Source organism: Bacillus sp. RCC_6_1, assembly GCF_041360755.1.
GTDB lineage: Bacteria > Bacillota > Bacilli > Bacillales > Bacillaceae_G > Bacillus_A > Bacillus_A cereus.
On sequence record NZ_JBFUPV010000001.1, the window covers coordinates 560,501 to 581,573 of the forward strand.

Sequence of the window (21,073 nt, forward strand, 5' to 3'; positions counted from 1 at the left end):
AGCTATCCATAGGATAACTGCTTCCTATTATTCTGGCTTATTAGGAATGTTTTGGTTTGGAACATAGTCAGATTTATAATCTGTATAGTTCACTTCCGTTACCATCCCTGCTGAAGCATGATGTAGGTCGTGACAGTGGAACATCCACTCACCGGGATTGTCTGCTACAAAGGCTACTTCATATTCTTCTCCTGGTTTTAAGTTCAATGTATCTTTTACAATTGGAGAACCTTCTATCGGTTTTCCATCTTTACTCAACACCTGGAAGAAGTGACCATGTAAATGCATTGGGTGATCATCCATTTTAGAACGATTTACCAATTTCACTTTTACTAAATCACCCTTTTTTACTTGAATTGGGTCAATATCCGGAAATACCTTTCCGTTAATTGTATATACCATTTCATTTTCATTCATTTGCGTATTTAAGTCCATATTATATGTAGCAGTATACTCTTGATTTAACGTGAAACTTCCTAATTTTTTAGTACCATATTTCATTATATCTACTTTCGGTAATTTTTCTTTTTCGTCTGCTTTATCTTTCATCTCTTTACTGCCATCATATTCAATAACAGCTTTCATTCCTTTTGCACCTTTATTTTTCGAATGGTCTTCAACATACCATTTCCCAGTTTTATTAGCAGTAAATTCAATATCATAACGTTCACCCGGTGCGATTGAAATTACTTTATCCTTTATAACTTTTGGATCGTTTATTGGTTGACCATCTGTCGCAATTACTTTTATATCATGACCGTGAACATGTATATCATGTGATAGATAACCAGCATTAACAAGTCGAAGACGAACTTTATCTCCCTTATTCACTTTCAATGGCACTACTAAATCACCGCTTTTTCCATTGATTGTGAATAAATCATACATACTCATATCATGCCCTTCCATCTTCATATTTCCATGGTCCATTCCTGCCATATTGCCAGAGTCTTTTTGATCACTGCCCATGTCCATACCAGAATGATCCATGCCGTTCTTATCATCATTCTTTTTCGTATTTTCATCACCTTTAGATTTATTACCTATTTGCCCTTTTGTCATTTCTTTTAACTGCTTTTTAATTTCTTCTTTATCTGTAACCCATTCATCCAACATTAATGTGTAATCTTTATCATATTTTTCCTTTGTATCTTCTACAATGAGCGCTCCATACAAACCTCTATCTAATTGATTTACAGAATCTTGATGCGAGTGATACCAGTACGTTCCTGGTACGTTCGCTTCAAATTCGTAAGTGAAACTTTTTCCTGGTTCAACTGCATCTTGTGTCACGCCCGGAATTCCATCCATGTTATTTGGGACAGGATATCCATGCCAATGAATAGATACTGGTGCAGATAATTCATTTTTTAATGTCACTTTCACCTTTTCACCTTTTTTCACCCGAATTTCTGGACCAGGAGATGAGCCATTAAATGTCCAGACTGGAACAATAACACCGTTACTTAATTTTTGCTTCTCTTCTTTCGCTATTAAAGTAACTTCTGGTCCTTTTTCAACCTTCAATGGTGTTGTAGCTGTTTCAGTCTGTAGTGTTTTGTTATCATTCATATTTTTATGATCATTTGTTGTATTTGTCGTCACAGAACAGGCAGCAATTAAAAATATTACAGAGACAGTAACGGCTGCTAATACAAATCGCTTCATGGACAATCCCTCCTTATTCTTTTTCAAAATCATTATAGAAGTTGATTTTCAAGAAAATAAGGAGATGTAATTAGATCTTACGTAAGCTAATTGGAAAATTACTAAAAGCGGAGACATTACAAGAGACGAATATTTTAGTAATACAAAATGCTTTCCTTGTAGCGACTATATTAGCCGTTCTCGTATTTGTTTTGACGTTATTTCTTAAGAAACAATAACACTGCTATTATTAAATAAGAAAAATGTAGCTAAAATGCTCTTCACAAAAGAACTTAGATTTTTGTATAATAAGAACTAATGTTCCTCACAGACAATGGACTCAAATTACACAAATATATCAAATAGAAGAGGATTGATATACGATGAAAATTGATAGACCAAAAATTTCACCAGAGTTATCTTCAAAGAATTTTCAAGATATTTTTTATGAAGAAGATCCAACATTGGAAGTGTGTGAAATTATAGACTCCACTTTCGAAAATGAATCTGTAGATAGAGTGCGGTTATATGATGCGGTGATAAAAAACTGTAAGTTTACTAATACAGACTTTAGCAATATTGATATTACAGATGTTTGTTTTGAAAACTGTGATTTATCAAATGTTAATTTAAGCAATTCTTCTGTTCACAGAGTCGAATTTAAAAACAGTAAATTAATCGGAGTAAATTTCACAGGATCTAGCTTAGGAAATGTTAAATTTGAGAATTCAATTTTGAATTTAGCGGCATTTGGAAATTCTAAACTAGAAAAAATCATCTTCAATGAAACTTCATTAAATAATGCAGATTTTTTTGACTGTAAACTTAAAAAAGTTGAATTCCAATTATGTAGTCTTGATGAAGCTAATTTTGATCAGACATCACTGAAGGGGATAGATATTAGTTCTTCTACCTTTGATACACTTACAGTTTCAGTGAACGATTTAAGAGGATGTAAAGTATCGACATATCAAGCTGTTCAGTTTGCTACTTTATTAGGATTAATAATTAAAGATTAGTATTTCGAAGAAAAGAACCCTATCCCGAATCATGGATTTTTTAATTGTCCACGATTCGAGATAAAGTTCAAATAAATTAGTGATGACTCTTTTATTATTTAACTACAGCTTGGTTTCCTTTTACATGTTCATTATTTACACTCATAAATTCTTCAATTTCTTCAACTTCCCTAATGATATCTTTTGACAAGTTTTCATACCCGTCTTTCGTTACAAGAATGTCATCTTCAATACGAATTCCAATTGATTCTCCTTCAATATAAAGACCAGGTTCAATTGTTATAACCATACCTTCTTCTAACACTCTATCTTTATATGTTCCTACATCATGTGTATCTAAACCAAGGAAATGGCTGACACCATGATAATAGTATTTTGATAACTCTTCATCTTCTTGAATTAAACCAATTGCTTTACACTCTTCTGCCAGTACCTTTTTTGTATGCTCATTTAATGCAGCGAACTTTAATCCTGGCTTAATAATCTCTGTTGTTTCTTTTAATGCTTTTAATACAATATTATAAATTTGTTTTTGGCGACTAGAGAATGTTCCATTTGCCGGGAATGTATAACTAATATCAGCGTTATAGTAGTCTTTTTGAGCACCTAAATCTAGTAATACTAAGTCACCATTTTGAATTTGTGCATCATTATCTTCATAATGAAGAACTGTAGCATTTTTCCCACTCGCCAAAATTGTATTGAACGCATGGTACTTAATGCCAGATGACTTCAGTGTAAAATCAAATTGTGCTTCTAATTCATACTCCATCATGCCTGCTTTTGCATGCTTAAGTACGTTGTAAATACCGTCTTTCGTTATAGCAATCGCTTCTTTAATAATTTCAATTTCTTCCTCTGTTTTAAATACTCGTAATTCACAAATGTTCGGATATACATTACCAATTGTTACGTGTGGGTATTTTTCTCTTACATGTTTAGCAAATGCTAATGTTTTTGTCTCCATACCATTCCAATCACGACGTTCTATATCTAAATATAGATGCTTCGCATTTTCTGTAAAAAGTATATTTGACATTGTCTTTTCAAAGCTATCTAAATATACAACTTTCTTTATACCTGAAATTTTCTCTGCTTCTTCGTTAGAAACTGTTTTACCGACCCATTTTTCCATTACTGAATCTGACTTTTCAATGAAAAGTGTTTCTTCAACACTACTTCCAACCTTTTTCAGCATAAAAATAACATTTGGTTCATCGATTCCCGTTAAGTAGTAAAAATTACGATTCGGTACGAATTTATAATGTGCATCAGCTGACATATGCGGTGCTTGTCCCGCAAATAAAATCGTAATAGATCCCTCTGGTAATGTGTTTGCTAATCGTTCTCTATTTTGAGCAAAAAATGTTGATTTCATGATAATCCCCCTAGCGTTCTATGTATGATTAAAAAACTAATGATCTAATCAATTCATTTTATTATTGTTACAATTTTTCGTCAATTAATAGTACTCATAGAAAAAGGAAAATCCCCCCTTACTAGTGCCCATCTAATCTACATTATGCATACCACTCCACAATTTCTTGACATTTATTCCATATACTTAAAATCTCATATATAGGAAAGGAGCCACAACTTTGAAACATTATGTAGCAACAGGGTTAGCAATTACTTCCTTATTCATAATTACTGGATGTTCTAGCAACACCGAAACAGCACCCGTGAAGAAAGAAACGGTGCAATCTGAGTCAAAAAATATAGAAACAGCAAATACGAGTCCGCAAGACTTCTATAAAGAAATTACATCTGGAAAAATCGAGCACATTCACGGAATTGGCTATGCAGGAAATATATCTGGGGTTTCTATCGCCACTCATAGCGGGATAAAAGTTTATCAAGATGGAAAATGGCTTGAAACTAAGACTGGATTACATGATTATATGGGGTTTCAGGCAACGAAGAACGGGTTCTTTGCCAGCGGTCATCCTGAACCAGGAGCAGATTTAAAAAATCCTTTAGGATTAATGAAAAGTTCTGATGGCGGTAATACACTTGAAAAGCTAGCGTTTTACGGAGAATCTGATTTTCATAACCTTGCTGTCGGATATAATACAGAAGCAATTTATTTATACAATGAGCGTCCAAATTCTAAATTACAACAAGGTTTTTATTTCAGTACGAACAACGGACAAGATTGGGAAAATAGTAAGTTAAAAGGTCTTTCAAGTACGATTCATTCCTTTTCCGTACATCCGAATCAATCTAGTGTAGTCGCAGTAAGTGCCAAAGACGGTGTTTACTTATCTACAGATTACGGAAATACGTTTGAAATATTCGCTAAATCACTTGAATCGACCGCAATTACATTAAGTAATGAAGATGTTATTTACGCGCCTATCAATAAGCAAATCGTAACGAAGAAATCAATTGCTACAAATGAGGAGACAAACATACAAATTCCACCTTTAGATCCTAAAGATACAATTATGTATATATCACAAAACCCTCAAAATTCAGCTGAAATTGTATTTGCTACAATGAAAGCAAATGTGTTCCTTTCTACGGATGAGGGTAAAACATGGAAGCAGCTTACTAAAGAAGGAACATTCCAAATTAATTAGAAGGGTGAATATAACGTGTTTTCAATAATTAGTGAATGGAGCTATCAACTCATGTCTCCTTTAATAGATGTCGCGAATGCTACGAAATCAGTACCTCTTTTATTTGCGTTTTTATTAGGCATTGTAGGTACACTTGCTCCTTGCCAATTAACAGGAAACATTAGCGCTATTACACTTTATGGAAATCAATCTTTACAAAAGGGACATACCTGGAAACATATACTGTTATTCATTTTAGGAAAAGTAATAGCTTTTACGACACTTGGACTTTTAGTCTGGTTATTAGGAAAAGAAATTCAACAAACATTAACTTTGTATTTCCCATGGTTACGCAAACTGATCGGACCTTTATTAATAATAATAGGTCTAATATTATCAGATATTATAAGAGGAAGAAATTTCTTCTCTACCCTTTTCCCTATTAAATTTATTCGAAAACAAAATGAAGTCAGCTCATTTTTACTTGGTTTTTTCTTTTCTTTAGCTTTCTGTCCGACTATGTTTGTGCTATTTTTCGGAACGTTACTCCCTTTATCTTTACCCTATAATTACGGGTACTTGTTTCCTACATTCTTTTCGATAGGAACTGCTCTGCCTATCGTCGTATTAATGTCCATCATCTCCTATCTAGGATTAAATGGGGCACTACTTAAAAAGAGCCGAAAAATAGGAAAAAACATTCAACGTATAGCCGGTGTTCTCCTTATTTTAATCGGACTTTATGATACTGCTCTATATTGGTAATACATACAAAAAGGTAAGTTCAATTCATTTGAACTTACCTTTTTTAAAAATTATATTTAACTCTTCTACATGTCCTTTTGCTTCATCTCCCACTTTTTATACAGTAGTACTGCACCAAATAAAAATACTCCCGCAACAAATGAAGCTACTGGTAACATTTTTATCATTTCATCAGGAAATACGAGTGGCAATAATGGAAATGCATACGCTGCTGGAATACGTACTCCAACGATTTTTAATAAAATAACCATTAATATCATATTTAATAACGTGACTACAATCCATGAATCAATTGCAAAATACAATAAAGTTCCAACAGTTGCCGATGCAGTTAATACTAATATTTGTTTAAAAGCCATTTTTTCATTATACATCGGCTTTTGAAGTGATTCATACACAACAACTAATATTGGTGGAATAACTGCTAATTGTTCATAACCAGTTATCCAGCATAAACTGATCCATACGAAATTTAGTATTAGAAATACAGTCATATATTTATACTGTATTTGCACTTTTCGCTCAATACCGTTGTTCAATTTAAATATAAGAACACCTATCATTAAAATAAATGTTAAAGCAAATACCGCGATAACAAATGACCATTCCGTCGCATTTGTTACTAACGGTAATAAACCTGTCGCAATGGATGGTGCTAAATTGGATTGAATAACACATAAAAACAACATCATTAATATAAGTGTTAAGCTAACTTTTCCTATATAGGAAATATCCATTTGATTCACTGCAAAACCAATAACAGCTGTTATTGACGGTGCAATAAAGATTTTTTCTGGTTGTCTTAACCATCCTGGCTCGCGATACGCCCATAAAGCAATTACCATCGCTGCTATTTCCGGCAAAATGACTTCCGGATCATTTAATAACACACCAGCTGTTACCATAGCTAAAATAAATAAAATAGCAATCGTATATGAGATGATTGTTTCTTTCTTTGAAATTACTGCATTCATTATTGCATACTCCTTTTTACTTATTACTTTCATAATGTAAAACAACAACTCTTTATACCCTACCATAGTATTGTATATTAGCATCTTTTCTATTTCAAGTATTAGTATTCATTTACATCCTCTCTCATCCATACACATACAAAACAAAGCATTTTATAGACATTGACACTTATTAAAAGATAGGTTACAATAACTATACATTAGTAAGTAGCTAATGTAATTACATCTAACTAGAGGTGAAACAAATGAAAAACATTTTATTCCGTATTAACGAATTGTCAAAAAAAGAAAAAGCGAATGGATTAACAGTTGATGAAAAACAAGAACAACAAATGTTGCGCCAAAACTATACACAAACATTTCGTGGAAGCTTAGATTCCATTTTATTAAACACAAAAATTGTTGATCAAAATGGTCTTAACGTTACACCTGCTGCATTACAAGATGCTCAAATACGTTTAAAATTAAGCAAATGAGTTCCGCGCTAAAGAATTCTAATAAAACATAAAAAGAGCTGGATTTCCTATATAGAAATTCCAGCTCTTTTTATTGTCTTTTTTAATTTAGTAAACGAGCGATACATCGCAATTCTCCACGACACAATCATCGCAAATGCAAGTAAGAAAAACATGCCGCTTAACTCTGCCAAATCAATTGATTGGCTTAAATATGACTTTAATGCCACGCGTACAGCTAATAAGCCTACTAAAATAAATATGAATGCTTTTGACGGTTTCATAAATATATGTTCGCCTTTTATTTCGAACTTAGTTGTTTTAATAAGAAAAATAGAAAAGATAAGCCCTATACTAATTGCCTCAACTATTTCTAACGATGTTAATCGAAACTCTGGTAAAAAGTACATCGTTGCGCCTGTACTCATAAAAATTGGCGGCAATATAATTTTCTTTTTCGTTACCGGCTTTTTCGCTGCTTTAAAGCGCAGAAACATGACACCAACAGCCATACAAACCGCTAAAATACTTGATAAAAGTGCTATCATACTCTTCCCACTCCTATCTATTTAAAAGACTTTTTGAGCAAAATCATAAACCAAACGAGCCCGACACTTATAATAACATGACCTAATCCAGCCATATGGCTTAAACCGTAAAAGTCAGTTCCATTTACTTGTAGAAGACCTCTCCATAGCATTGTAGCAATAGTAAAGATTACTCCTACATTATAAACAACAAACCATGCACAAAAGCTCTTTGTTTCTTGTACATGAAACACTTTACATAAGGCTAAAGCAATTAAAAAGAATACAAAACCGAGCACTAATACATGTGTATGCACTAATTGCAACATTGTGGATCCTTTAATTCCTTGTGCTTTCGAATACTCTCTTGCAAATACACCTGATAATAAACCAATAATTAAGTAAATAAATGCCGCATTATATAATTTCTTCATTCTATTCCTCCTGTTGTAAACTTTCTATATTCGCTGCAATTATTTTAAGCAAAGTTTATGAACGGAGTATGAACAAAATATTACATTCAATTTTTGAAAATAAAAAAGCCATTCCACAAATAATAATTGTAGAATGGCTTTTCAATTTATTTTAAATCTTCTATTGAGAAAGCACCTGGCAGTAACTGCTCAACAGTCACTTCTTTTTCATCACCTTTTACATTCGTTAATAATACAGGCATTTTCGGATCACAGAATTCAGCAATTACTTGTCTACACGCACCACATGGTGAAATCGGTCCATCAGTTTCTCCTGTAATAACTAAGTAACTAAAATCGCGCTCACCTTCTGATACTGCTTTAAATATTGCTGTTCTTTCTGCACAGTTACATAAACCGTAAGAAGCATTTTCTATATTACAACCAGTATAGATTTTCCCTTCTTTCGTAACTAACGCTGCGCCAACAGGAAATTTAGAATACGGAATATACGCTTTCGATAACATCTTGTTTGCTTCTTCAATATATTTTTTCTTACCCATATTATTTCCCCCTCAAAGTAAACGAAATGATGATTAGTCAGTAATAACTGTATGAACTAATTTAGGAGCCACTGCTGTTTCAGCGATAGAGATGTTCTCATAAATTTTTGCTTTTACATCTTCTACATTTTCACGATTTGCGTAGATTGTTACGAATGGCTCGCCTTCTTTTACTGCATCGCCAACTTTTTTACGTAACATTAATCCTACTGCTAAATCGATTTCATCTTCCTTCGTTGCACGACCTGCACCAAGTAACATAGCTGCAATACCAATCTCATCTGCAACAATGTTAGAAATAACACCTGAAGTTTTTGCAGGTACATCAATTACATACTTCGCCTGTGGCATTTTTTCTGGATTGTCTACAATTGAGCTATCTCCGCCTTGATTGCTTAAGAACTCTTTAAACTTCTCAGTTGCTTTTCCGTTTTTCATCACTTCAATTAGCATTTCACGAGCTTCTTCTAACGTATTTGCTTTTTTCGCAAGTACGACCATTTGGCTACCTAATACAAGTACTAATTCTGTTAAATCTTCTGGACCTTCACCTTTTAACGTATCAATCGCTTCTTTTACTTCTAGAGCGTTACCAATCGCAAAACCAAGCGGTTGTGACATGTCTGAAATAACAGCCATAGTTTGACGTCCTACATTATTTCCGATACGTACCATTGCATGTGCTAATTCTTTTGCATCTTCTTCTGTTTTCATAAATGCACCAGCACCTGTTTTTACATCAAGTACGATTGCGTCAGCACCTGCTGCAATTTTTTTACTCATAATTGAACTTGCGATTAAAGGAATTGAGTTAACCGTTCCTGTTACATCGCGTAATGCATAAATCTTTTTATCTGCAGGTGTTAAGTTTCCTGTTTGTCCAATAACAGCTACTTTGTCACGGTTTACAATATCAATGAACTGCTCTTTCGTAATTTCAACGTGGAATCCTTCTACCGCTTCTAATTTATCAATTGTTCCGCCTGTATGTCCTAAACCACGACCAGACATTTTTGCTACTGGTACATCTAAAGCAGCTACTAATGGTCCTAATACTAATGTTGTCGTATCACCAACACCGCCAGTTGAATGTTTATCTACTTTAATTCCTTCAATTGCTGACAAGTCGATCGTTTCACCAGACTCAACCATCGCCATCGTTAAATCTGCACGTTCGCGATCTGTCATATCTTTAAAGAAGATTGCCATTGCAAGCGCACTCACTTGATAATCAGGAATACTTCCGTCTGTATATCCATTAATAAAGAATTTGATTTCTTCAGTCGTTAATTCTTTGCCGTCACGTTTTTTTGCAATAATATCTACCATTCTCATTACAATCACCATTCCTTTTTATATGATACGAATCTATTAAAATAATAAGCCAACGATTGTTGCTGATAAGAAACTTACTAATGTTGCACCGAATAGTAATTTCAAACCAAATCTTGCGACTACATTCCCTTGTTTTTCATTTAAGCTCTTAACCGCCCCTGCAATAATCCCAATTGAAGAGAAGTTTGCAAATGAAACTAAGAATACAGATATAATCGCTGTCGTTCTATCTGAGAAATTAAAGTTTCCTTGTGCTAAATCTGTCATAGCGACAAATTCATTCGATACTAATTTTGTTGCCATAATATTTCCGGCATTAACTGCTTCATGCCAAGGTACACCCATAATAAATGCAAATGGTGCAAATACATAACCAAGAATTTCTTGGAATGAAATACCGATTACACCTTTAAATACTGCATTAATGAATGCGATAAGAGCAACGAAACCGACTAACATAGCTGCTACTGTAATCGCAACTTTAAATCCATCAATAATGTATTCCCCTAATACTTCAAAGAAAGTCTTTTTCTCTTCTTCTTGTACTTCTAACATATCTTCTTCCTCAGTAACTTCATACGGGTTAATGATAGAAGCAATGATGAAGCCACCGAATAAGTTAAGCACTAAAGCGGTTACAACATATTGCGGTTTTAATAACACCATATATGATCCGACGATAGACATTGAAACGGTAGACATTGCAGATGCACATAATGTATACATTCTTTTCTCTGGCAATAACCCTAATTGTTTCTTAACTGAAATAAACACTTCAGATTGTCCTAAAATCGCAGAAGCAACTGCATTATATGATTCTAGTTTCCCCATTCCATTTACTTTACTTAATGCTAGACCGATAGATTTCACAATAATAGGTAATACTTTAATGTGTTGCAAAATACCTATTAAAGCTGATATAAATACGATTGGCATTAATACACTTAAAAAGAACGAAAACTCTTTTTGATTTACTAATCCACCAAATACGAAATTCACACCATCAGCGGCATATTTTAATAACTCTCCAAAACCATCTGCTATTCCGCTAATTAATATATTCCCTACACTTGTATTTAATAATAAAAACCCCAAAATAAATTGTAATATAACCATCGTTATGATTGGGCGATATTTGACTTTCTTTCTATTATTACTAGCAAGCCAAGCGATACCTAAAATCAATACGAGGCCAAAAATACCAATTAAGTATTTCATAAGCCGTCTCCTCCCATTCGTATCCGCTTACATTTTTTTCAATTATTAAAGCAATAGATACACTTTACTTTGTGTATCTATTGCTCTTCACTTCATTAATGATTAGTAGTTATCTGTAGCACCTTTTGCATCATTTAATACGATTGCAACACTAGCACTTGCTCCAACGCGAGAAGCTCCAGCAGCTACCATTTTGTCTGCATCTTCACGTGTACGAACACCGCCAGATGCTTTTACACCAACGTTTGGTCCTACTGTTTTACGCATTAATGCGATATCTTCAGCAGTTGCTCCGCCAGTTGAGAATCCAGTTGAAGTTTTTACGAAGTCAGCACCAGCTTTTACTGATAATTCACAAGCGCGTACTTTCTCTTCATCTGTTAATAGGCAAGTTTCAATGATTACTTTTACAAGAGCTTTTCCTTTTGCTGCTTGTACTACTTCATAAATGTCTTTTTCAACAAGTTCGTTGTCACCATCTTTTAAAGCGCCTACGTTGATTACCATATCAACTTCAGTTGCACCTTTTGCAATAGCATCTTTTGTTTCAAATGCTTTTGTTTCAGTCGTGCTTGCTCCTAATGGGAAACCGATTACAGTACAAACGTCTACATCATGTCCAGCTAGTTCATCAGCCGCTAATTTTACCCATGTTGGGTTAATACAAACAGAAGCGAATTTATATTCCTTTGCTTCTTCGATTACTTTCATAACATCTTCTTTAGTAGTATTAGCTTTTAAAATTGTATGGTCAATTAACTTTGCAATGTTCATTATCTTCACTCCTCATATCTTTTAACAACTTCATTCTAACTCTTAGTTGAACAAATGTAAATACACTTTTGAAATTTTGTTCATTCTTTTTTAAAAGGAATTTTCTTGTAGTAAATAAAGCGCATTCTAACAAAGAACATTTCAAATATATAATCAAAATTTTTATGTTAACAATGGTAGTATGTATCTCCATATCCATAATTATTTTTAAAAAGGCAATTTGTGTTCAAAAAAACTCCTATCATTCATACATAACAAAATAAAAGGCGTTCTCAAAATTAACATCTTGAGAACGCCTTTTATTTCTAATCTTTTTGATAATGTAACAATTCTTTCGCTGTATGCTGGTCGATAATTAATACATTTGCATACCCGCCACGTAACGCACCATCAATTGCTTTGATTTTTCTATTACCACCTGCAACTAAAATAGAGCGTTTCTTTAATTTCAGTTCTTCTAACTCAATTCCAATGGTCCGCTTATTAATTTCTTCACTACTAATATTTCCGTCCCCATCAAAGAATCGTGAACAAATGTCACCGACCGATTGTTTTTTGAGTAAACTCGTTTCATCCTTATCGAAATAACCTAATCGGAATAATAGCGCTTCGTCTCGCACTGTTCCTACAGTGAAAATTGCAATATTCGCTTGTTTCCCCATTTCGATAATGTGATGAATATGTCGATCCTGCTCTACTAATTCTTTCGTCACTGCATTATCAAATATAACTGGAAGGGGGAGATTTCTTGGCGTCGTTTGAAAAGCATCTGCAAATAAAGCGATTGTTTCATTCGCATATGTATTTACACTCGAATGACTAATACCACCTTTTAACTGAACAACCTCTACCCCTTTTACATGTTGCGGTACGATTTTTCTAGCGATTTCATACATCGTCATTCCCCAGCTTACACCAACAATATCACCGTTTTTAACCGTCTTTTCCATATACTCAGCTGCATATTTGCTAATATACTCTGTAATCGTTGCATATTCCGGAACTGGAGAAAATACAACATGTGCCTCTAATAAGTTATACTTTTCTTTCAGTAAATTCCCGACGTTATCTAAATCCGCAAATGGATCAGCGATGCTAATTTGAACAAACCCTTTTTCTTTCGCGTACTTTAACAATCTAGAAATTGTTGGTCTTGAAATATTTAATTTGTTAGCAATTTCTTGCTGACTATAATCTGATTGATAATATAATCTTGCAACTTCAACGCTTAATTGTTGTTTATCTTTTTCCATAGTAACTCATTACAAATCCCTTCCTGTATTTCCCTTTCGTTACAAGCATTATACAGCTTTATGCAAAAAAATTCGACTACCGAATTTTATCTATCTGAACTTCTACTACACTTAATATATAATGAAAACTTATTGTGTAGATTTACAAACTCAATATAGATACGCTTGAAACATGTAAATCAATTAACATTTAATTCACATTTTTTCTGTAGTAACGATAACAAAGCCGTTCAATAAGAAACATGAAACATCATCTAAAAACTATTCAAATACCCCTTATAAACAGAAGTTACTATTTATAAGGGGTATTTACTCAATTTAATTTTATAAAAATTGGATGGAAACAATGCAAGTTCTCACTTATTTAGAATAAGTGAAAAGATGATGTTTTATTTGTTCAATAAAATAATGATGGTGTATATTATCGTTAGATACTCGACTTGCCATAATAGCCCCCTCCATTGCAGAGGCAAGAAAGGAAGCGAGTGATATAACCTCTATATCTTCTTTAAATTCTTGTTTCTCTATTCCTTCTTTTATGAGAGAAGCCATTAACATTACTGTATCATCATAACCTTTTGCTGCTGCTTTTTGTAATTCTGGAAATACTCCAGTACTTTCAATGGCACTATTAAGTAATGGACAGCCTCCAGCAATAGGAGGATTATTAGCTGCATCTTGATATACAAGGAAAATTGCAAGGATTTTATCAATTGCTGTCTTTTTATTTTCCATTGCTTTATGAAAATGACTCCACATAATCTCACCACTTTTGTCGTAGGCAGCAAGGACAATTTCTTCTTTACTTTTGAATCTACGATAAATAGATCCTTTAGGTAGTTCAGTAGCTGTCATTATATCCTGAATGGATGTGCGAGTTATCCCATTAGTATTAAATAAATATAAAGATGTTTCAATAATTTTTTCTTTAACCTTATCAACTTTAGTCATGCTTTGTAATCCTCCTAATGAAAACGATCCTAATATTCTAGGTAATGTTTACCCTCTATTTTCTTAATTTTTTTGTAAGTATAAATAAGTTTGGAACAGAAATATCTTATCAATCCCTATCTTATGGAAACCTCAAAGAATACAGTTTGAAAAGAAGTTAATCAAATTGTATTACCTACATAAATTAAGTGAATTTTCCGTTAAAACAACATGACCAATTGTTTAATTCAGTCATATTATACAACTAATTTTATCTAAAATCGTAGAGGTGTAAAAATATATAGTTAATTTTAATGTATAGACATATGATTATTATATATAATTTTTATCAATATGTTTAGCTAAAGTGTTTGAACTACTCCCACTTTCACTTCATTCTATAAAAGATTAACCATTAATGATTACTGGAATTAAATTGTAACAAAGCAACCAAAATATAAATATATTTGCTTTTTTCCATTTTGATTTTGTTAATACTTTATAAAAAGGGTTTAAAAAACTAGAAACTTGTAGTATCATTAGATTTCGATCCGGACCGAACCGTCCGGTTTATAATCTTATATAAATATATTTAGAAGGAGAGCGTTATGCAGAAAGAAAAATCAAAAATTATAGGTAATTTAATTATGGGGGCAATACAGTGAACTTTATAAAAATGAATAAAAAAGAAATCATTATGCTAATAATCTTTACACTGTTTGTACCATTTCAAATTGGCTTGTACATACTATTTGGCATATCACTTTTAGCTAATGTCAATTTAGTTGAATCAGAATTTGTTCTTAGTGCCATCGGTTTTACTGTACCTGCTATTGTAGGAATCATTTACTTTAGGAAAGAAATTATTGAAAGTTTTACTTATTTTAAAGAGAAGACAATTTTGAAAATAGTAAGTATTCCTATGGTAGTTTTATTTACGTTAATTGTGGAACAGTGTGTTATGCATTTTCTAGCAACTGGTCAACCAGAGAACCAAGAGCAGCTCCTTGAAACGGGTGCAGAGGTACCTCTTGTATTTACATTGCTTGTATTTGGTATTCTGGGTCCAATACTTGAAGAAATTGTGTTTCGCCACATATTAATAAATCGTTTTTCTTACCATATTGGTACTGCTATTGCATCTATCATTTCGATTATGATTTTTACACTTCTTCATACGAACCAACTTTCGGATATTGCTATTTATTTACCTGGATCGTTGATACTTACTGCGGCTTATCTTATTTCTAAAAGATCCATTGCATATGTTATAGCGATACATATGTTAAACAATTGCCTTGCTTTCATTCTGTAAGAAACTAGACTTGTTTCTGATGCCAAAAATATTCTATGTTTCTATCAAGCATTTTTGGCACCAGAACTACTTTTTCTATGACATAAGAAAGCTAATCAAAAATTATAAAATATTAGGAGAGTGTCAGTCATGATTGTAACAACAACTTCTGGAATTCAAGGTAAAGAGATTATTGAGTATATTGATATTGTAAATGGTGAAGCTATTATGGGTGCAAATATTGTCCGCGATGTATTCGCTTCCGTTCGTGATGTTGTAGGTGGCCGTGTTGGTGCTTATGAAAGTAAACTAAAAGACGCTCGTGATATTGCAATGGGCGAAATGAAAGAACTTGCAAAAGAAAAAGGTGCGAACGCTATCGTTGGTATTGACGTAGATTACGAAGTTGTTCGTGATGGAATGTTAATGGTTGCTGTCAGTGGTACAGCTGTGCGTATATAAGTAAATAAAAAAACGGTTCCTCTTGGAATTTATACTTTGAGGGGAAATCCTGATTCTGTTGCAGATTTTAAAGAATAAAACGAGAAATAATCAACTTTTTTATTTCTCGTTTTATCTACATATTTATTTTTGGAAAAACAATCTAACTCCAAATACTAATAATACGGCGCCTGTAATACCCTCTATTGTACGGTTCACTCTTTCTTTTCTTAAAAAAGTTCTGAATTGACGTATGAGTGAGATGTAAAGTAAATACCATATTGCTGTCAAAGTCGTAAATGTGAGTCCTAACAAAAGAAATTGGAAGAAATGATTTTGATTACTCACAATAAATTGGGGTAAAAAACTAAGGAAAAATACAGCGGTTTTTGGATTTAAAATTGCCGTAGTAAATCCTTGTCTAAAGCTTTTAATTGCCCCAATATCCTTAGAGTCCATTTCTGCTGAACCTGACATATCTTCTTTTTTATGTAAGGCACTTTTAATTGACTTTACAGCTAAATAAATTAAATAAACAGCCCCAGCATATTTTATAAATGTAAATAACATAGCAAATTTCATTAAGATAGCAGAAAGTCCTAACGTAGCCATTATTGTGTGAATCATCATTCCAGATATCGTTCCTAAAACAGTCTTTATCCCGCCATTTTTACCATGCGAGATAGTATTTTTTGTAACTAGCGCAAAACCAGGACCAGGCATGATTATGATTAACATTGCTGTAAGGATAAATAACAAATAATTTTCCATGTTGTAGTATTTCCTCTCCAATTTTTAGTTTTGCTTACAGTATAGCTTTTTTCATTAAAACATTACATATAAAAGACTTGATCAGAAATTTATTTAGGTTATTCGTATCAATTTGATTAACTATTACCCAATAGCCACATTGATAAAACACATGACAAACTTATATATAATTGCAAGCTCAACTCTCACAAAAAACAGGATAAAAAATAAACAGCAGAACTAGTCCACTGTTTACTTTGCCACACCTTCATGTAATTTTTCTGTATAATCCTTTACATCTTTCCAGCTATCTTTCGCTGTATGTAAATCTTCTTTTATAAACGTAAACTCTTCCGGACTAATTCCTTTTACGTTTTGTAATAAATTATTATACTTTGCACCTACTGTATACCATTGATTTGATATGTTTTGTAGTGCTGTAATTGCTGCATCAATTGTTTCTGTCATGTTTGTTGTTTTATTTTTTACATCAGTCAAAATTACGACTTCTGCTTGTGCTCCTGAAATTCTATCTTTTAAATTGGCGATTTCTCTTTCTGCATTTGCGATATCTTTTTTCGCAACCGCAATCATCGGCCCGCCAGCAAGACATGTTATTAGAGCTACGCAAAGTACGCCACCAGCAATGACCATATCATTACTCTTTTTAATCGAATCGTTATATGTATTTATTTGTTGCTCTAGAGCTGGAATACCAGCATTCGTACTTGCCAATATCGCTGTTAACTGATTTGTATCCTCTTTGAAACTATTTGTATCTTTCGCCATTCTATCGCGAAAAGCTTTCAAATTTCCTAATAATCCATCTACCTCATTTTGATTCTTTACAATATCCGCATACAACTTTTCTAAATCCGCTTTTAATTTTCCACTATCCTTTTGATCAATCGCTATTAACATGTCATTATAATACGATTGAAAAGTATTATTGTAATTTATAATATTTTGATCTGTTTTCATAATTTGAGGCTTCATATTATTTAACCAATATGCTGCATTAATTTTTGCATCTCTTTGATGCTGAATCATACTCCCTTTAAATTCACTATTAATCGAACTTATTTTACTTAAATCCGTCTCTTGTCGATTTTGAATTAATTTTGCATATGAATCCATTGCAAATATGCTTGATGTCGTTTGTGCCATTACATCTTGGAATCCTGCTGGTCCAAGAGAATAGTTTTTCACATTTTCTTGTAGCACCGTTACATTTTGTTCTGCTGCAAAAGGATGTAAAGGAAATGCGTTACTCGTTGCCACCCCAGCAATCATTACCGCTAAAAGACATTTTTTATAAAATCGTTTCTGCATATTTTTCACCTATTCTCTTTATAAGGATATCAAAAGCTCCTGCTCACAACTGAACAGGAGCTTCAAATCATTCATCAACACTTAACGCCCTAACGATTCGTATTCGATTATGCTTTTTTCGTATCTACTACTTTAATATCTTCAGCATAAATCTTTTCTGCATAGTCTTTAATGTTTTTCCAGCTATCTTTCGCAATGTTTAAATCTTCTTTAATGAAAACAAGATCGTTTGGACTAATTGAATCCACATTTTGAAGTAAAGAATTGTATTTTGATCCCATTGTATACCATTGGTTTGAAATGTTTTGCAACGCTGTAATTGCAGTATCAATCGTATTTGTTAAATACTCAGTTTGTGTTTTAATGTTCGTTAACCCAGCTACTTCTAATTGAGCAGTTGTAATTTGTCCAGTTATTTTTTGAATTTCAGCTTGTGCATTGTCAAGTTCTTTCTTCGCTAATACGATACCAGCTGTACCACCGCCTACAGCTGCTGCACCACCTGCAATTAATGCGACTCCTAGCGGTGTTCCTGCGCCCGTAGCAATAACTACTGCACCACCAATAATTGCAATTGGTCCTAGAGCTGTCGCAACAGATGAACCGATAATAATTGCATTATATTTACTAATTGCCTCATTGTACGTTGTAATTTGATTTTGTAGAAGCGGAATTCCTGCATCTTGACTAGCTAATATAGATGTAATTTGATTTGCATCACCCTTGAAGTTTTGCGTATCCGACGTCATTTTATTTCGGAATTTTTTCAAGTCTTCTACTAACTGATCCACTTGCGCTTTATTTTCATTAATACTACTTGATAATCTAGTTAGGCCTTTCGTAAGAGTCGCTTTATCTTTTGCATCTACCGCAGCAACTAAAGTATCATAATAGTTTTGGAATTTTGTATTGTAGTTAATGATGTTTTGATTCGTTGAAATAAGCTGTGGCTTTAATACATCTAACCATTGCTTCGCATTTCCTCTAGCTGTATCTTGGTGCTGAATCACTTTTCCTTTTAAAGCTGCATCAACAGTCGATACATTTCCAAAGTTAACATTACCTTGTTTAATAATTGTTAAAGCATACAGATCCATTACTAAAGCATTTGAACCTGTTCTTTCCATTGCATCTTTCAAGCCTTCTGGTCCTAATGAATATTCTTCATAGTCATTATAAGCTTTTGCTACCGCATGAACTGGAGCTTGTTTCACTGTACTTTCAGCTGCATACGTATGAGCCGGCATAATATTTCCTGCTGCAAATACTGCCATAAGTGCTGATAGAGCCATTACTTTATATGGTTTTTTTGTCATTTTTCTTCTCTCCCTATATCGCTAATTATTTTTCTATTTAATGTACTTCAACGTTTGTAACGTAATCTTCAAATTGATTTGTTTGCTTATTCATTTCATCACTTACTTTTTTAATTTGATTAAAATGTTTTTGAAGTAAACTACTGTCTGTATACGTGCCTTCTTCAACATTTGTTTGAATTTGAATCATATTATTATTTAAAACTTTCCAATCCGTTAATAACGTTTCTAAAGTTGTAATTTGACGATCAATTAATTCTGTAAAGCTATTTACTTGATCTTCAACGAATGTAATTTGAGTCGCCTCTGCTTCAGTTTGTGATAACTTTTGAATAAGTGGCAATAACTCTTTTTGCTTTTGCTGAATGCGAAAAGCTGCTTCTCTCGTTTGACTATCTGCAGCATTTACAATTTCATTACTTAAAGTACCGATAGAAACAAAATCGATTGTTTTCGTTTGTGCAGTTTGATTTGTGATTGTAAATACTTGTTTACCGATATTAATAGAACCTTTAATGATTTCTTGAGGTCTATTCAAAATAGTAGTTAGTTCAGCTTGAATTTCCCCTTGAATTCTTTTAATATCTTCTCTTAATTTCACAATATCTCCACTTGATCCTTGCAGTGTTTTTATTGCTTCATCGGCTTTAATTGATAAGTTGTTACTATCTTTGTCTAATACTGTTTTAAATCGATTTAACTCTAATAAATCTTGCTCCATACTCTCTTGGATGCTCTGTACTTGCAATTGTAATTTTCCATATGCACTCATAAAATCTGTTTTTGCTTGCTGATCTTCATTTACATTTCCTGCTAGTTCATAGAGCTTACTATAATAACTATTGAATCTAGTGCTGTATCTCATCATCTCTTGATTTAAGTCAATTAGCTTCGGATTATATTCATCAATCCACTCTCGTACATTCGCCTTTGCAAACTTTTGATGATTCGTTAAGCTACTCATCGCATTTACCTTAATGTCTGGCTGTTGCAAAATAATTAATCCGTATGCTTGAATAAGCGGTGATTGTGATCCTAACATTCTAATTGAATTGGATAATGTATTTGGAGCAATTACATTTTGCGCATATACTGTTTTCACTTCCGTTTGCCCCTCCTTAGCGTAAGCGCTTACAGGAATGAAGCAACTCGTAGATACCGCTGTAACCAATAACCCTGTAATTAAAGTCTTTTTCACTTTAACTCCTCCTATGTATTAGCAACTATTACTATCGCATTTTATTATTCTATTTTCTTGCCCATAATTTGAGATGGTTAAAATAGAGAACGTTCTCAACGTGATCTATGTATGAACCACCTCTCTCGTATTGCTACAGTACTTACTTATCGTCACAAAACATTTTATTATTTTTCATATGTGTTTAGTATGAATAATATTGTATAAATTTTCTATTTCATCGAAATTCCCACATTCACACAGTGAATATATTACATAAAAATATTATTCATTTTAAACTAAACAACATACGTAAATATGAAATTTCA

The 21,073-nt window shown here is 33.0% G+C and carries 21 protein-coding genes; 6 read left to right on the forward strand and 15 right to left on the reverse strand.

Going from position 1 to position 21,073, the window contains the following annotated elements:
- Positions 1–27 precede the first annotated feature (27 nt).
- Entirely contained in the window at positions 28–1,668 is a 1,641-nt protein-coding gene (locus AB6801_RS02785) for a multicopper oxidase family protein (protein ID WP_087948436.1), read from the reverse strand.
- A 362-nt stretch (positions 1,669–2,030) separates the two neighbouring features.
- On the opposite strand from AB6801_RS02785, the gene AB6801_RS02790 reads away from it, so the two are divergent.
- A complete protein-coding gene (locus AB6801_RS02790; RefSeq protein ID WP_000687273.1) occupies positions 2,031–2,666 on the forward strand; it encodes a pentapeptide repeat-containing protein in 636 nt (211 codons plus the stop codon).
- A gap of 94 nt (positions 2,667–2,760) precedes the next feature.
- Here AB6801_RS02790 and AB6801_RS02795 read toward each other — a convergent pair whose 3' ends face one another.
- Entirely contained in the window at positions 2,761–4,044 is a 1,284-nt protein-coding gene (locus AB6801_RS02795; protein WP_097999018.1) for an aminopeptidase P family protein, read from the reverse strand.
- 220 nt (positions 4,045–4,264) lie between these two features.
- Here AB6801_RS02795 and AB6801_RS02800 point away from each other — a divergent pair, with 220 nt between their 5' ends.
- Both AB6801_RS02800 and AB6801_RS02805 read left to right on the forward strand, forming a co-directional pair.
- The gene (locus AB6801_RS02800; protein WP_061654543.1) at positions 4,265–5,248 is read left to right on the forward strand and encodes a F510_1955 family glycosylhydrolase; all 984 of its coding nucleotides are present in this window, start codon (positions 4,265–4,267) and stop codon (positions 5,246–5,248) included.
- 15 nt (positions 5,249–5,263) lie between these two features.
- A complete protein-coding gene (locus AB6801_RS02805) occupies positions 5,264–5,992 on the forward strand; it encodes an urease accessory protein UreH domain-containing protein (RefSeq protein ID WP_002061125.1) in 729 nt (242 codons plus the stop codon).
- Between the two features lie 65 nt (positions 5,993–6,057).
- Here AB6801_RS02805 and AB6801_RS02810 read toward each other — a convergent pair whose 3' ends face one another.
- Positions 6,058–6,966 carry an HPP family protein gene (locus AB6801_RS02810; protein WP_097861380.1) on the reverse strand — a complete coding sequence of 303 codons (909 nt, stop codon included), beginning with the start codon at positions 6,964–6,966 and terminating at the stop codon, positions 6,058–6,060.
- Positions 6,967–7,211: 245 nt separating this feature from the next.
- Between AB6801_RS02810 and AB6801_RS02815 the strand changes: the two genes are divergently transcribed.
- Positions 7,212–7,442 (forward strand): DUF896 domain-containing protein, encoded by a 231-nt coding sequence (locus tag AB6801_RS02815; protein WP_000789773.1) that lies wholly within the window; start codon positions 7,212–7,214, stop codon positions 7,440–7,442.
- 47 nt (positions 7,443–7,489) lie between these two features.
- Here AB6801_RS02815 and AB6801_RS02820 read toward each other — a convergent pair whose 3' ends face one another.
- From AB6801_RS02820 to AB6801_RS02855, 8 genes are all read right to left on the reverse strand, one after another.
- Positions 7,490–7,969, reverse strand: coding sequence for a CcdC family protein (locus AB6801_RS02820; protein ID WP_000561046.1), 480 nt, complete (start codon positions 7,967–7,969; stop codon positions 7,490–7,492).
- A 17-nt stretch (positions 7,970–7,986) separates the two neighbouring features.
- Positions 7,987–8,382, reverse strand: a complete 396-nt coding sequence (locus AB6801_RS02825) for a DUF2871 domain-containing protein (RefSeq protein ID WP_000737863.1) — start codon at positions 8,380–8,382, stop codon at positions 7,987–7,989.
- A 146-nt stretch (positions 8,383–8,528) separates the two neighbouring features.
- Positions 8,529–8,924 carry a cytidine deaminase gene (locus tag AB6801_RS02830; protein WP_000516778.1) on the reverse strand — a complete coding sequence of 132 codons (396 nt, stop codon included), beginning with the start codon at positions 8,922–8,924 and terminating at the stop codon, positions 8,529–8,531.
- A 33-nt stretch (positions 8,925–8,957) separates the two neighbouring features.
- A complete protein-coding gene (locus AB6801_RS02835) occupies positions 8,958–10,259 on the reverse strand; it encodes a pyrimidine-nucleoside phosphorylase (RefSeq protein WP_001983022.1) in 1,302 nt (433 codons plus the stop codon).
- Positions 10,260–10,295: 36 nt separating this feature from the next.
- Positions 10,296–11,477, reverse strand: a complete 1,182-nt coding sequence (locus tag AB6801_RS02840; RefSeq protein WP_000876173.1) for a NupC/NupG family nucleoside CNT transporter — start codon at positions 11,475–11,477, stop codon at positions 10,296–10,298.
- A 102-nt stretch (positions 11,478–11,579) separates the two neighbouring features.
- A complete protein-coding gene (gene deoC / locus AB6801_RS02845) occupies positions 11,580–12,251 on the reverse strand; it encodes a deoxyribose-phosphate aldolase (RefSeq protein ID WP_001017441.1) in 672 nt (223 codons plus the stop codon).
- Positions 12,252–12,556: 305 nt separating this feature from the next.
- Positions 12,557–13,504: a DNA-binding transcriptional repressor DeoR gene (locus AB6801_RS02850; RefSeq protein WP_000409782.1), complete on the reverse strand. Its 948-nt coding sequence runs from the start codon at positions 13,502–13,504 to the stop codon at positions 12,557–12,559.
- A 360-nt stretch (positions 13,505–13,864) separates the two neighbouring features.
- Complete coding sequence (locus tag AB6801_RS02855; protein WP_000169647.1) at positions 13,865–14,455, reverse strand: TetR/AcrR family transcriptional regulator; 591 nt, start codon at positions 14,453–14,455, stop codon at positions 13,865–13,867.
- A gap of 640 nt (positions 14,456–15,095) precedes the next feature.
- Between AB6801_RS02855 and AB6801_RS02860 the strand changes: the two genes are divergently transcribed.
- Entirely contained in the window at positions 15,096–15,749 is a 654-nt protein-coding gene (locus AB6801_RS02860) for a CPBP family intramembrane glutamic endopeptidase (protein WP_001009302.1), read from the forward strand.
- A 129-nt stretch (positions 15,750–15,878) separates the two neighbouring features.
- The gene (locus AB6801_RS02865; RefSeq protein ID WP_000637518.1) at positions 15,879–16,190 is read left to right on the forward strand and encodes a heavy metal-binding domain-containing protein; all 312 of its coding nucleotides are present in this window, start codon (positions 15,879–15,881) and stop codon (positions 16,188–16,190) included.
- Between the two features lie 123 nt (positions 16,191–16,313).
- Here AB6801_RS02865 and AB6801_RS02870 read toward each other — a convergent pair whose 3' ends face one another.
- From AB6801_RS02870 to nheA, 4 genes are all read right to left on the reverse strand, one after another.
- On the reverse strand, positions 16,314–16,940 hold the full coding sequence (locus AB6801_RS02870) for a LysE family translocator (protein ID WP_097999017.1): 627 nt from the start codon (positions 16,938–16,940) through the stop codon (positions 16,314–16,316).
- A gap of 231 nt (positions 16,941–17,171) precedes the next feature.
- Complete coding sequence (nheC, locus tag AB6801_RS02875; RefSeq protein ID WP_097999016.1) at positions 17,172–18,251, reverse strand: non-hemolytic enterotoxin subunit C; 1,080 nt, start codon at positions 18,249–18,251, stop codon at positions 17,172–17,174.
- 107 nt (positions 18,252–18,358) lie between these two features.
- Positions 18,359–19,567, reverse strand: coding sequence for a non-hemolytic enterotoxin NHE subunit B (nheB, locus tag AB6801_RS02880; protein ID WP_000162975.1), 1,209 nt, complete (start codon positions 19,565–19,567; stop codon positions 18,359–18,361).
- A 37-nt stretch (positions 19,568–19,604) separates the two neighbouring features.
- The gene (gene nheA / locus AB6801_RS02885; protein WP_000751832.1) at positions 19,605–20,765 is read right to left on the reverse strand and encodes a non-hemolytic enterotoxin NHE subunit A; all 1,161 of its coding nucleotides are present in this window, start codon (positions 20,763–20,765) and stop codon (positions 19,605–19,607) included.
- Positions 20,766–21,073: the final 308 nt, after the last annotated feature.

Excerpts from the sequence above, each read along its gene's own strand:
- AB6801_RS02785 (WP_087948436.1), bottom strand. The coding sequence starts at position 1,668 with ATGAAGCGATTTGTATTAGCAGCCGTTACTGTCTCTGTAATATTTTTA.
- AB6801_RS02790 (WP_000687273.1), top strand. The coding sequence starts at position 2,031 with ATGAAAATTGATAGACCAAAAATTTCACCAGAGTTATCTTCAAAGAAT.
- AB6801_RS02795 (WP_097999018.1), bottom strand. The coding sequence starts at position 4,044 with ATGAAATCAACATTTTTTGCTCAAAATAGAGAACGATTAGCAAACACA.
- AB6801_RS02810 (WP_097861380.1), bottom strand. The coding sequence starts at position 6,966 with ATGAATGCAGTAATTTCAAAGAAAGAAACAATCATCTCATATACGATT.
- AB6801_RS02815 (WP_000789773.1), top strand. The coding sequence starts at position 7,212 with ATGAAAAACATTTTATTCCGTATTAACGAATTGTCAAAAAAAGAAAAA.
- AB6801_RS02820 (WP_000561046.1), bottom strand. The coding sequence starts at position 7,969 with ATGATAGCACTTTTATCAAGTATTTTAGCGGTTTGTATGGCTGTTGGT.
- AB6801_RS02825 (WP_000737863.1), bottom strand. The coding sequence starts at position 8,382 with ATGAAGAAATTATATAATGCGGCATTTATTTACTTAATTATTGGTTTA.
- AB6801_RS02830 (WP_000516778.1), bottom strand. The coding sequence starts at position 8,924 with ATGGGTAAGAAAAAATATATTGAAGAAGCAAACAAGATGTTATCGAAA.
- AB6801_RS02835 (WP_001983022.1), bottom strand. The coding sequence starts at position 10,259 with ATGAGAATGGTAGATATTATTGCAAAAAAACGTGACGGCAAAGAATTA.
- AB6801_RS02840 (WP_000876173.1), bottom strand. The coding sequence starts at position 11,477 with ATGAAATACTTAATTGGTATTTTTGGCCTCGTATTGATTTTAGGTATC.
- deoC (WP_001017441.1), bottom strand. The coding sequence starts at position 12,251 with ATGAACATTGCAAAGTTAATTGACCATACAATTTTAAAAGCTAATACT.
- AB6801_RS02850 (WP_000409782.1), bottom strand. The coding sequence starts at position 13,504 with ATGGAAAAAGATAAACAACAATTAAGCGTTGAAGTTGCAAGATTATAT.
- AB6801_RS02855 (WP_000169647.1), bottom strand. The coding sequence starts at position 14,455 with ATGACTAAAGTTGATAAGGTTAAAGAAAAAATTATTGAAACATCTTTA.
- AB6801_RS02865 (WP_000637518.1), top strand. The coding sequence starts at position 15,879 with ATGATTGTAACAACAACTTCTGGAATTCAAGGTAAAGAGATTATTGAG.
- AB6801_RS02870 (WP_097999017.1), bottom strand. The coding sequence starts at position 16,940 with ATGGAAAATTATTTGTTATTTATCCTTACAGCAATGTTAATCATAATC.
- nheC (WP_097999016.1), bottom strand. The coding sequence starts at position 18,251 with ATGCAGAAACGATTTTATAAAAAATGTCTTTTAGCGGTAATGATTGCT.
- nheB (WP_000162975.1), bottom strand. The coding sequence starts at position 19,567 with ATGACAAAAAAACCATATAAAGTAATGGCTCTATCAGCACTTATGGCA.